At 35.8% G+C, this 13,072-nt stretch carries 11 protein-coding genes and 1 other annotated feature; of the genes, 3 read left to right on the forward strand and 8 right to left on the reverse strand.

All coding sequences use genetic code 11. The features are described 5' to 3' along the window. Positions 1-320: 320 nt before the first annotated feature. The 5 genes from LD272_RS16130 to LD272_RS16150 all read right to left on the reverse strand — a co-directional run bounded on the left by LD272_RS16130 (position 321) and on the right by LD272_RS16150 (position 6,286). Entirely contained in the window at positions 321-1,256 is a 936-nt protein-coding gene (locus tag LD272_RS16130; protein ID WP_226037651.1) for an ABC transporter ATP-binding protein, read from the reverse strand. Then, positions 1,253-2,311, reverse strand: a complete 1,059-nt coding sequence (locus tag LD272_RS16135) for an ABC transporter ATP-binding protein (protein ID WP_226037652.1) — start codon at positions 2,309-2,311, stop codon at positions 1,253-1,255. The genes LD272_RS16130 and LD272_RS16135 overlap by 4 nt, the downstream gene beginning before the upstream one ends. Positions 2,312-2,326: 15 nt before the next feature. Then, the gene (gene opp3C, locus LD272_RS16140; RefSeq protein ID WP_226037653.1) at positions 2,327-3,475 is read right to left on the reverse strand and encodes an oligopeptide ABC transporter permease; all 1,149 of its coding nucleotides are present in this window, start codon (positions 3,473-3,475) and stop codon (positions 2,327-2,329) included. Then, positions 3,475-4,404 carry an oligopeptide ABC transporter permease gene (gene opp3b, locus LD272_RS16145; RefSeq protein WP_226037654.1) on the reverse strand — a complete coding sequence of 310 codons (930 nt, stop codon included), beginning with the start codon at positions 4,402-4,404 and terminating at the stop codon, positions 3,475-3,477. The genes opp3C and opp3b overlap by 1 nt, the downstream gene beginning before the upstream one ends. Positions 4,405-4,567: 163 nt before the next feature. Beyond that, positions 4,568-6,286, reverse strand: a complete 1,719-nt coding sequence (locus LD272_RS16150) for a peptide ABC transporter substrate-binding protein (protein ID WP_226037655.1) — start codon at positions 6,284-6,286, stop codon at positions 4,568-4,570. A 347-nt stretch (positions 6,287-6,633) separates the two neighbouring features. On the opposite strand from LD272_RS16150, the gene LD272_RS16155 reads away from it, so the two are divergent. The 3 genes from LD272_RS16155 to trpS all read left to right on the forward strand — a co-directional run bounded on the left by LD272_RS16155 (position 6,634) and on the right by trpS (position 10,191). Beyond that, positions 6,634-7,002 (forward strand): DUF3899 domain-containing protein, encoded by a 369-nt coding sequence (locus tag LD272_RS16155; RefSeq protein WP_226037656.1) that lies wholly within the window; start codon positions 6,634-6,636, stop codon positions 7,000-7,002. A 595-nt stretch (positions 7,003-7,597) separates the two neighbouring features. Then, a complete protein-coding gene (locus tag LD272_RS21685; RefSeq protein ID WP_369413997.1) occupies positions 7,598-7,969 on the forward strand; it encodes a nuclease-related domain-containing protein in 372 nt (123 codons plus the stop codon). Positions 7,970-8,925: 956 nt separating this feature from the next. Beyond that, positions 8,926-9,107, forward strand: a binding site (T-box leader). An 88-nt stretch (positions 9,108-9,195) separates the two neighbouring features. Then, positions 9,196-10,191, forward strand: coding sequence for a tryptophan--tRNA ligase (gene trpS / locus LD272_RS16165; protein ID WP_226037657.1), 996 nt, complete (start codon positions 9,196-9,198; stop codon positions 10,189-10,191). A gap of 55 nt (positions 10,192-10,246) precedes the next feature. On the opposite strand, the gene LD272_RS16170 is transcribed toward trpS, so the two are convergent. From LD272_RS16170 to fabF, 3 genes are all read right to left on the reverse strand, one after another. Further along, on the reverse strand, positions 10,247-11,014 hold the full coding sequence (locus LD272_RS16170) for a YjbA family protein (protein WP_226037658.1): 768 nt from the start codon (positions 11,012-11,014) through the stop codon (positions 10,247-10,249). Positions 11,015-11,204: 190 nt separating this feature from the next. After that, on the reverse strand, positions 11,205-11,417 hold the full coding sequence (locus LD272_RS16175; RefSeq protein WP_226037659.1) for a YuzI family membrane protein: 213 nt from the start codon (positions 11,415-11,417) through the stop codon (positions 11,205-11,207). Between the two features lie 338 nt (positions 11,418-11,755). Beyond that, positions 11,756-13,000 (reverse strand): beta-ketoacyl-ACP synthase II, encoded by a 1,245-nt coding sequence (gene fabF / locus LD272_RS16180; protein ID WP_226037660.1) that lies wholly within the window; start codon positions 12,998-13,000, stop codon positions 11,756-11,758. Positions 13,001-13,072: the final 72 nt, after the last annotated feature.

Below are 13,072 nucleotides of genomic sequence, written 5' to 3' on the forward strand. Positions count from 1 at the left end.
AACTCCCAAAGATGTATTTGATTCTATTATATAAGAATTCGTACTATAATAGTAACATTTTCCACAAGTTTTTTATGTTATTTTTCAACTAATTAAAAGGAATAGTAAAATAACCCTTACCCAGAAGGTAAGAGCTATTTTAAAATATAGTTACTCTAATTTATATTCGGAATTTAGAAAGATTTGCTAAATTAGTCAATTTCATAATACTGATTTTTTACAATTGTTATCCGCATATAGTTGGGATAGACCGTTCCCAAACTATATGCGGATGACAATTGCTGTATAAGTAATTATGAAATTGATTCAATTAGAATCCTTTATTTCTCAGTTAATTCTTGTTTATATGCTTCAAACTCTTTAGTAGTACACAATACCCAGTGATTCGGTCGAATTTCTCTAAACTCAGGGTCTTCACTCGAATCATGTTGACTCGGATCATAAGAATGACGAATACGATTTCGTTCATAATCAGGATCCGGTAACGGAATTGCCGATAAAAGGGATTTAGTATATGGATGCATCGGGTGTTTATATAACTCATCACTATCAGCTAATTCTACCATTTTACCAAAGTACATAACTCCGATACGATCACTAATATACTTAACCATTGAAAGATCATGCGCGATAAACAGGTATGTGTAACCATGCTCTCTTTGTAAATCCTTTAGAAGGTTTACTACTTGAGCCTGAATAGAAACGTCCAATGCAGAGATTGGTTCATCAGCAATAATAAATTCTGGGTCTACCGCTAATGCACGCGCTATTCCAATTCTTTGGCGTTGTCCACCACTAAATTCATGTGGGTAACGATTGGCGTGTTCTTTGTTTAATCCAACTCTTTCTAGTAAATTCTCAACACGAGCCTTGCGTTCTTTATCATTTGGCGTTAGTCCATGCACATCTAGGCCTTCTGCAATAATATCAAGCACTGTCATTCTAGGATTCAATGATGCATAAGGATCTTGGAAAATCATTTGCATTTTCTGGTTAAATTTCTTAAGATCTTTTTTTGACTTTTTACCGTGTACATCTTCACCTTTGAATTTCACATCACCGTCTGTTGCATCATATAGACGGATGATACTACGTCCAGTTGTTGATTTTCCACAACCAGACTCACCTACCAAGCCGAAGGTTTCCCCTTGGTAAATATCAAAGGTTATCCCGTCTACGGCTTTAACAACGCTATGTCTACCAGTCTTGAAGTGTTGTTTTAGATTAGTAACCTCTAATAATTTTTCCTGGCTCATAACTCATCACCTTTCTCGTTGTCAGATGAAGCAGCAAAACCCTTCATCCGTTTCTTTACGACTGCAGGTGGTTCCACTTTTGGCGCATATTCATGTAATAACCATGTAGCAGCGTAATGAGTATCAGAAACCTTAAACATGGGTGGTTCCATCTCATTATCAATTTCAAGTGCAAATTCATTTCTTGGTGCGAAAGCATCACCTTTTGGTGGATTTAACATATCCGGTGGAGATCCAGGAATCGCAACCAAGCTTTCTTCTTCATTATCTAAAGTAGGCATCGAACCTAAAAGACCCCATGTGTAAGGATGTTTGGGATTATAGAAAATTTCATCAACTGTTCCAATTTCAACAATCTTCCCAGCATACATTACGGCCACACGGTCAGCTACGTTAGCTACAACACCTAAATCGTGTGTGATGAAAATAATCGAGCTATCTGTTTTCTTTTGAATATCCTTCATTAACTCTAGTATTTGAGCTTGAATCGTTACATCAAGTGCTGTTGTTGGTTCATCAGCAATTAGCACTTTAGGATTACATGCAAGCGCAATTGCAATAACAACACGCTGACGTTGTCCACCCGAAAATTGGTGTGGGTACTGATCCACTCTATCTTTTGCATTAGGAAGTCCTACTAATTCCATAAGTTCTATCGTACGTTCTTTTGCTTTTGAACGACTCATTTTTTGGTGTTTAATAAGACCTTCCATAATTTGAGTGCCAATCTTCATGGTTGGATTTAGTGAAGTCATCGGGTCTTGAAAAATGGTCGATATATCCTTACCACGAATTTGTTGCATTTGCTTTTCTTTTAACTTAGCTAAATCCTTACCCTCTAAGAGAATTTCTCCTTCTTTAATTCGCCCAGGAGGTGAAGGAATAAGACGGGCTAGAGCTCTTGTAGTTACAGACTTTCCGGACCCTGATTCACCAACAATAGCAAGTGTTTCTCCTTTTTTAAGATCAAAGGAAACACCCCGTACAGCTTTTACCTCTCCTCCATGCGTATCAAAGGAGACATGCAAATTTTTAACTTCTAATATATTATCCATCTTGTCACCTACCTCCTATTCACGCATCTTCGGATCTAATGCATCTCGAAGACCATCGGCTAAAATGTTAAATCCTATCATAATTAACGATATAACAATCGCAGGGAAAATCATAATGTGTGGGTTTATTTGTAGTGATTTAAAACCATCATTAATTAATGTTCCAAGTGATGCGTCTGGTGATTGAAGCCCCAAACCAATAAAGCTTAAGAATGCTTCAAAGAATATAGCTGATGGGATTGTAAACATTGTGTTTATAATAATCATTCCTAGTGTGTTAGGAATAAGATGTTTCGTCAAAATTCGAGAATTAGATGAACCAAGCGTACGCGACGCTAATACAAATTCCTGATTTTTCAACTTGAGAACCTGGCCACGAACTATCCTTGCCATACCGGTCCAACCAGTAATAGTTAATGCAATAATAATTGACATAATACCTGGATCTAATATCATAATCATCAGAATTACTACTACTAGATTTGGAATACCAATTAAAATCTCAATGATTCGTTGCATGATATTATCAACTCGACCACCATAATAAGCAGAGATCCCACCATAAGCAACCCCGATAAGCATATCAATTGCTGCCGCTACTAAAGCAATTAACAATGAAATTTGGGTACCTATCCATACACGTGTAAATAAATCACGACCTAATGTGTCTGTACCAAACCAATAATAAGTGTCACTCATATCCTTATATTGATAAATCTCAAAAACACCTTCTACTCTAGCTGAATCTTTAGAACCATTTCCTTCATCCTTAACATCGAAGGTAATGTATTCAAAGTCCTTTTGAGTCCATCTCGCAAGTGCTTTTTCTTCGGCCTCTTCTACAGTTGCACCTTCAAACATTTCAGATTTTGTGCCATTCAAGCCTAGCCATGAAATTTCTTCTAACCCTTGTATTCGTGGCGGCAATCTTGAGTGTCCTAAATCCTGATCATCTAGTCCATATTCATTAAAATGCGGTCCTGCGAGTGATAAAAATCCAATGAGAATAAGCGTAATTATTCCAAAGATAGCACCTGCATTTTTCCTTAACCTTAGCCATGCATCTTGCCAATAAGAAAGGCTTGGCCTATAGATTTCTTCACTTTTGTCATCGCCCTTTTTTGCAGGAACGAACAAATCTTTATTTAACTTTTCTTTATTCATTAATCTTTACCTCCAGCCAGTCGAATCCGCGGGTCTATAATACCATACAGTATGTCGACAATGAGTATGATCAGAACGAAGAAAAATGCGAAAAACAGGGTTGTTCCCATAATAATTGAGAAATCATCTCTCATTACCGACTGTACGAACTGCTCCCCTATTCCAGGTATAGAAAATATTTGTTCAATAACTAAAGTACCAGTCATTAAACTTACTGCCATTGGCCCCATTACAGTTACTAAAGGGATAAGCGCATTACGAAGACCATGTTTAAATAGTATTCCCGTATTATTTAACCCCTTCGCCCTTGCAGTAACAATAAAATCGGATCCTAATACTTCTATCATCTCTGTTCGCATAAACCTTGCTCCAATTGCCATTGGGAATATTGCTAAGGCAATCGTCGGCATAATTGCTTGCTGCCAGGTGCCCCAGAATGCGATTGGTAATAACCCTAACTTTACCCCTACATAGTACTGCATTAGACCTGCAAAAATAAATGACGGGATTGAAATACCAATAACTGAAATAATATTGGCAGAGTAATCCACCCACGAATTATTCCTTATTGCCGCAATTAAACCTAATAGCATCCCTAAAACAGTTCCTATTAGTAAAGCGTATAGCCCAAGTTGTGCAGATATGGGAATTCTACTTAATAATATATCTGTAACCGGCTGATTCTTCAATTGGAAAGAAACCCCCAAATCACCTTGCATCAAGTTACCTATATACCTAACATATTGGACTGGCACAGGGTCATTTAAGCCGTATTTGTCTAAAATGATTTCTCTTTGCGCTTCAGATACCTTCTGCTCAGCTGAGAGTGGAGATCCCGGAAGCATTTTCATGAGGAAAAACGAAAATGTAGCTATTAAAAACAATGTAAGAACCATGTAGCCAAGTCGCTGCAAAATATATCTTGCCATCCTTTTTACCCTCCTATTCTTGATTGTATAGTTTTCATGTTTTTTTAGGAATCTTCAAATTATTCAAAAAGTATGCTAAAAATGGAAAAAGAGAGTATATGCCATGAGACGGCAGTACACTCTCTTCCCAAGAGCAATCCCTTGGTCAATCCAATGTTGTTAATTATTCAATATGTGCCCATTTGTATGAGAAGTCTGCACCCATTGGGTTGAATACAACACCTTCAACACCTGGTCTCCATAGATATGCACGAGAACGTTGATAGATAGGAGCGATAGCAGCATCTTCCATCATTACTTTCTCAGCTTCTAATTGAGTTTCAAAGCGTTCAACAGGTTCTGTTAACAACTCATTGTTTGCTTTCTCTATTAAAGAATCAAATTCTTCATTGTTATAATTCATAGTCATGTATGGACTAGTAGATGTCCACATTTCTAACCATGTGTTTGGATCTAGATAGTCAGGACCCCAACCGGAGTTTTGAATATCATAATCACTAGCTTCATCTCTAGCAATACGTTCTTCGAAAGGTACAGAAGTAACATTAACTGTTAAACCTTCTAGGTTAGTCTCTAATTGGTTCTTAATGTAAGCATCCATTTCCTGTGCAACTTCACTGTCGCCACCTAAGTACTCAAGTTCTACTGTATCAGTGCCGATAGCTTCTAAACCAGTTGCCCAATGTTCTTTAGCAGCTTCTACATCTTCAACAAGTAAGTCACCATTAATGTCACGGAAATCTTCACCAGTTTCAGGGTGCGCACTAAAGTTTGCTGGAACTGCTCCATTAGAAACTACAGATCCGTTTGCAAGAATTACATCAACTAAATCTTGTTTACCGATAGCCATCGCGATTGCTTTACGGATATCTTGATTAGCAAGAGCTTCATTGTCTTGGTTCATTTTCAAGTAGAAAAGTGTTGGTTCTGGTAGTGAACGGAAATCTTCCGTACCTGCATATTGTTCAACGTACTCAGCACTTAGGCCAGCACGGTCTGTTTCATCAGTTTCATATAAGTTAACAGCAGTACTTGTTTCTTTAACAACACTGACATTAATTGTTTCTAATGTTACAGTTTCTGCATCCCAGTAGTCAGGGTTTTTAGTAAGTTTCCACTGATCGGGATTGTCACCTGTCGGATTCCAATCTTCTAACAAGAATGGTCCGTTAAATACAAGGTTTTCAGAGCTTAATGCATAATCTTCACCTTGTTCTGTTACGAAAGATTCGTTAAGTGGTAAAAATGTACCAAAAGTTAATAGTCCATAGAAGTATGGAATTGGTTTTTCAAGAGTGATTACTAATTCAGTATCACTTGTAGCTTCAACGCCTAAGTCTTCAACGTCTGCTTCGCCATTGTTAATAGCTTCTGCATTTTTAAGTACGCCATTCATCATGAACGGTCCATACTCAGAGCCTGTATCAGGATCAACAGCACGTCTCCAAGCGAATACGAAGTCGTTAGCTGTCACAGCGTCACCATTAGACCATACTGCATCGTCACGTAATTGAATTGTCCAAGTAATACCATCTTCACTTATTTCTGGTTCGCCATCAGCAATACCTGGAATTGGGCTTGCATTTTCATCTAGACGATAAAGCCCTTCCATAGATTCACCCAGGAATTGGAATGCAACAGCGTCTGTTGCGTGTGAAGAATCCATTGTTGGGATTTGAGCAGATTCTAAAATATTAAGTACTTGTTCAGGAGCTGCCTCTTCGTCTGCAGGTTCCTCCTCTGTTTCTTCTGTATCAGTACCTTCTTCAGTATCAGTTCCTTCTGTTTCTTCTTCTGCTGAATCATCTCCACCAGAACAAGCCACTAGAAATGTACTTAACAATAGAGCTAGTACTAATAATAGCCAATTTGACTTTCTCATCTAGCAATGACCTCCCCTAAATTATCTAAATATTTTGTAGATGATGTGACACCCACAATTTGAATTATACAAGTTTTCTCACAATTTTGCATTACTTTTTTTTCATAAAATATTGGAAATCGCATAATCATTATATTATTACTTGATAAGTTAGGACTTTTTACCTATAAAATTTCTTGTTATTTGCTATTATTAAGCACTATTACTCAACTATTTGTCCTGTGCAATTTTTAGGTTTCACAAAGAGAATTAGGTAACACTGAACCAGTTGAAACATAATAGTTTCTGATCAATTTATCTATTGTGATATAATAAAAGTATATTATTCAAAGGTAGGTCATGTATTTGTGTTCACATTTTTTAAGAACAAATGGATTCTTTTACTAATAAATCTATTAGTTAGTTTCGTTTTTTTTCTATTAGCAGCACCGGAAACTAATCTCCATCACTATATCGATGCATTGTTTTACATTGCTTTTATTTATTTAATTGTCTGGCTAATCTCTTTCATCATTAAAGGACGTTTCTTCGACGGAATTGTATATGGTTTCAGAAGAGTCGGAGGTCGTATGTTTAACAAGGATTTACTAGACGAATGGGCTGATAAGCCAAAGCCTTCTGAGCGAGTCACAGCTAACTTTTTATCTGTTATTCTTATCCAAGGTCTGTTATTAACAGGGATAATGATTGGGTTATTAATCATTTTTTATCTTTAATCATCTATATTGAATTTTTATATACAATCCATTCAACAAGTATAATGCGATGATAAAGGATAGACATTTACTTCGGTTTGTTAAGCGAGTTTATGGTTGGTGAAACATGCGAGGGAATAGTGAAATCGGAACTTTTCAGCTGTGTATTATAGATTACTATCTATTAAAGTGATCAATTGTAAACTGAAGTCATTGTGAGTGATCTCTATAATTAGAGATCACTCGTATGGCAACGCGGAGCATATCTCAGGTAACCAAAAAACATTTCCATTACGGAAGATAATTTGCAGTACAAAATTATTGGAATTTAAGATAAATAACAGGTGATTGGCCTACCTGAACTAACATCTGAATCCAAATCGTTTATCTCTTCTTCGATAGTTTAACCCTTGATTACTTGTATTTTACTTGCTATTTGCGCGCAGATAATGAGTCGAATACAACTCTTCCATATACCTTTATTGTTTATTAATACCTATCACCATTTCTTAACTTCCACTAATTAATATACTCGATAAAAACTTTCACACATTTTGATTTCATTCCAATATTCAAGAATATATAATAAAATAGATTCTAAAAAAGGATGTGGACTATGTCTTTTAAATCACGCACTAAGTCAAAGGAATTAGCGATTCTAAAACTACTACACATGCGAATGAATTTAACCATCAAGGATAAGCAGCACTATTTAAATCTACAAAAAGGCTATCAAGGAGAGGAGTTATTTGACACCTTAACAGAAAAGCTACAATGTGAATGCCTAGTATTAAATGATTTGTTACTAGAAGTAAATAGTACTACCTTCCAAATTGATTCTCTCATTATTACACAAGAAAAGATCTACTTATACGAAGTGAAAAATTATGAAGGCGATTATTTATACGAATCTGATAAGCTTTTTAAGAAACCGAGATTAGAAGTAATTAATCGACTGCATCAGTTGAGTAGAAGCGAATCCTTATAAGTCTCGGATCAAACCCTCAAATTGATTCTTCCGTTGTTTTCATTAATCCATCATTCACCTTATACCAGGCTCCCTTAGATAAACCGATTATATTTCCAACTCAGATTAATCAATACATTGAACATTTAGGTACAATATCTTCAAAGCTAACGGATAAACATAAAAAACTCGCAGATAAATTAATATCATTAAATAAAAACGAATACCCTTATACACAGATTAACCCCTACGATTATGACCAGCTGCAGAAGGGCATTACCTGTATAAACTGCCATTCTTTTTCTGTATCTGTTAAAAAAAGTAAATGCGTTTGTAACGAATGTGGATATAAAGATCCGGCATCAAACGCTGTATTAAGAACCGTTAAAGAATTCCAGATTCTTTTCCCTAATGAAAAGATTACCACAAATATTATTCATGATTGGTGCCAAGTGGTGCAATCGAAACAAAGGATAAGAAAAATTCTAGCAAGCAATTATAAAATTATAGGCGTTCATCAGTGGGCATACTACATATAAAAATCGTTAAGTCTATTACAGCATCTCTCAGTTTGAGCATCATCATCACCATCTTGATGAAGCTCTTTTTTCTCATCCTTCTATCCCAATACGAACTTCATATCACTGATGAAGCTCTTTTTTCTCATTCTTCTATCTCAATACGAACTTCATACCACTGATGAAGCTCTTTTTTCTCATTCTTCTATCTCAATACGAACTTCATACCACTGATGAAGCTCTTTTTTCTCATTCTTCTATCTCAATACGAACTTCATACCACTGATGAAGCTCTTTTTTCTCATCCTTCTATCCCAATACGAACTTCATACTACTGATGAAGCTCTTTTTTCTCATTCCCCATTGCAATTTAACTTTCATAACCCAAACATTCTAATACATTTTTAGTTCTCCCTTGCTATTGACCAAAATACTATATATAATATATAAAAAGTCAATAAACTAGCAATGAAAAAGGCGTAGTACTTTTTATCCGCTGATTCTAGAGAGCTTGTGGGTGGTGTAAACAAGCATCAAGGTAAATCGGAATTGGACTTTCGAGCTAATTTTAAATTTAAAGTGATCTTACCGCTTCGTTGGTAAGATAACAAGGGTGGCACCGCGGTTCATTCGTCCCTTCTTAGGGAGAGAAATGAGCTTTTTTTGCGTTCAAATTTATAAAGAAAGATGACTAAAGTTTAAATCAAATAAATACAAGAGGTGTAAAAGATGAAAACAATATTTTCAGGAATTCAACCAAGCGGTACGCTAACGCTCGGTAATTACTTAGGGGCAATGAAACACTTTGTTGATTTACAAGAGGAAAACAACTGTTACTTTTGTATTGTAGATGAACACGCAATTACCGTACCACAAGATCGATTGAAGCTAAGAGAAAATATACGCTCGCTTGCTGCATTATACTTAGCTTCTGGTATAAACTCTGATAAATCAACTTTGTTTATACAGTCGGAGGTTTCTGCACATACCCAGTTAGGTTGGATGCTTCAATCAATTAGTTATATTGGAGAACTGGAGCGAATGACACAGTTTAAGGATAAAGCTAATGGCAAAGAAGCAGTCTCTTCATCGCTACTGACTTACCCACCTTTAATGGCTGCTGATATTTTATTATATAAAACTGATATTGTACCTGTAGGTGATGATCAGAAACAGCATTTAGAATTAACCCGTAACTTGGCTCAGCGATTTAATAATAAATTCAATGATATATTTACTGTTCCAGAAATAAGCATACCAAAAGTTGGAGCAAGAATAATGTCACTCCAGGAACCAACTAAAAAGATGAGTAAGTCTGACGAAAATCAAAAATCGTCTATATTTATGTTAGATGACGTAAAAAAAATCGAAAAGAAAATTAAAAGTGCTGTGACTGATTCAGAAGGCATCGTTAGCTTTGATAAGGAAAACAAACCCGGAATAAGCAATCTATTAACGATACATGCAAGTTGCACCGGCCAAACGATTGAACAACTTGTAACCTATTACGAAGGTAAAGGATATGGTGAATTCAAGCAAGATACCGCTGACGCTGTCATTAATACATTAAAACCAATTCAAGAACGTTATCAAGAGTTGGTAAACTCACATGAACTGGATGATATATTAGACAAAGGTGCTGAAAAAGCCGAATATTCGGCAGCTAAAATGTTAGTAAAAGCTAAAAAAGCAATGGGGCTAGGTAGAGTAAAAAGGAAAAAGTAACTACTAAAAAACGACCGGAGAGTAGTATGAACACTACTTTTCGGTCGTTTTTACATTAGAGTATTCTTTTGTACGTATCATATTGCTCTTGATCATGTTCTAATTCCCACATTTTTTCAAAGAAGGGTTGACCCTTAACCATTTTTTCACACAATTCCTCATGTGATTTACTCCATCCATTTAAAACACCTTGATATAGCATTTTCCATGCTTGATCAAAATTCATTTTTCTAATAACGGGGTATTGACTAGGATCCCATTCTGTTAACCAGTACCTTATTTCCTCGCTATTTTTCGTTCCCTCTAATTGATCCAACGCCATCATTAATAACTGCTTTAACTGCCTTTCCTTTCGTGTTAGACCTAACATTGAATCAGGCGGTAAGGATAGAATATGATATTCCTTCCCCTGTTGTTCTTCAGGGAACAAAAACTCTTGAGGCTTCGTTCCCTCAACCATTTCATATACTAACCGCTCTTGTCTTGGTATCAATCTACTTTTTCGAACCGGTAAATTATAACCCATTGTGTCAATGACAATAATCGATTTTCCATTAGTTACAATGCAGGAATATTCTAGTGAAATACGTTCCTGGTTTTTTCTCAAATAAGCACGTTTATAAATGCTATCAAGCAAAGGCTTCGGTAAATCTTGCAGATCATTCTCAATGTAATGGTAAAATAAATCATTTATGTACAAAATAGGAACTTGGTCCAAAAGCTCAATACCATCTTCCTTCCGCCATTCATGGAAATCGCAAACGTTATACCCATTTTCTTCTCCTTCAAACCAGTTTACCCAGACGTCATGTAAATATAGCATATATCTAACCCTCGCTTTATATATTAAATCAATTGATGACTTTTTAAAAATAGAAGTCAAAAACTTATGAGAGTTTTGATAGGAAACAAATTCAAATAAATTTTTACCTCTATATCACTTGATGACTTTTTTAACATCCTCTTTAAGATACATTATGACCATCGAAGGAAAATTTATTCTCACTAACCTATTATTTAACAGGTATATTAGGTAATTTATTAATAGCTATTGCAAGTATTATGATTCCTATTGGAAATAAATAACATTCAATTCTTCCTTGGATAAAGATGAAGTAATCAAGCCATGACAATCCAGCAGGAATAAAATTCAAATATGTAATTAAAGTGACGCCTCCTGATACCGTTAAACCAAAACCTATTAAAAATAATAATATATACCCCATTTCTACCACCCTGCCTGTCCATTCTATTTACTATAGATATATGATAGAAACTGATAGAACATGTTTATCTAAGTGAAAAACTCTTATAATTTACTCAATTTCATAATCGTTTTTTTGAATTTTTTTCCTTCAAATACAGTTGGGATAGACCATATTTGGTGACAATTGCTGCATAAGGGTAATTATAAAATTAATTCAGTTAATGGAGGTAAACTGATAGATAGTAGTTTGTTTCTGTTTTTTGAGTAGCCCTGTCTTATAGACTGGAGTAAATCCTTTATCCCATAAGAAAAGCCTTGCTCAGTAGTTCCTAGAGCAAGGCTTTTCTTAAAAGTTAATTATACTTCCTGATACTTTTTAAACAATAGTGCGGCGTTATGTCCACCAAATCCTAAAGAATTACTTAATGCAAATGTAACGTCCTTTTTTCTTGCTTCGTTTGGTACATAATCAAGATCACAATTTTCGTCTGGAGTTTGATAGTTAATTGTTGGTGGCATAATACTATCTTCTATCGACTTTATACATGCGATAGCTTCTATAGCACCAGCTGCTCCTAACAAATGACCTGTCATAGATTTGGTTGATGACACGCCTAGTTGATATGCATGTTGACCAAATACTTGTTTAATTGCCATCGTTTCAAATGAATCATTTAATTCAGTACTTGTACCGTGTGCATTTATATAATTAATTGCATTTGCCTCAATACCAGCATCATTGATTGCTTGGTTCATAGCTCGTGCAGCACCTTCTCCTTCGGGTGCTGGAGATGTAATGTGATAAGCATCACCTGCTGATCCATAACCGACAATCTCAGCATAAATTTTCGCTCCACGTTTTTTAGCAGATTCTAAGGACTCTAAAATTAAAATTCCTGAACCCTCACCCATAACAAATCCATCACGATTTTTATCAAATGGACGGCTTGCGGTGGCTGGATCATCATTAAAAGATAAAGCTTTCGCAGTAGAGAATCCAGCTACTGACATATTGGTAATTGGTGCTTCTGCTCCACCTGTAATCATGACGTCAGCGTCTCCACGTTGGATTACTTTAAACGCATCACCAATTGAATTAGCACCTGATGCACAGGCAGTTACCGTACAAGAATTTATTCCTTTTGCACCTAATTGAATGGAGACTTGACCTGCTGCCATATCCGGGATCAACATCGGAACGAAGAAAGGACTTACTCGACGATAGCCTTTCTCATTAAACCTTTTATATTGCTCTTCAAATGTTGTCATGCCACCAATACCTGAGCCAATCCACACCCCAACTCTATCTGCAATTTCTTCAGTGATTTCTAATTTTGCATCGTCTACGGCCATTGTTGCTGCCGCGACAGCAAATTGTGTGAATAAATCCATTCGTTTAGCTTCTTTTTTCTCCATATATATATTAGGATCCCAATCTTTAACTTCAGCTGAAACTTTTGCGGGAAATTCATCTTTATTCACTCTAGTCATGTAATCAATGCCTGATTTACCATTTATAAGGTTATTCCAAATTGTATCTATTGTATTACCGATAGGAGTTACAGCTCCGAGTCCTGTTATAACCACTCTTTTACTTTCCATTGAGAATTTCCTCCTTTACCATCCACTAATTTAAAACTACTAAAAGTCACTTCACTCAACTATTTTTCGAAT

Source organism: Aquibacillus saliphilus (genome assembly GCF_020404745.1).
GTDB classification, from domain to species: domain Bacteria; phylum Bacillota; class Bacilli; order Bacillales; family Amphibacillaceae; genus Aquibacillus; species Aquibacillus saliphilus.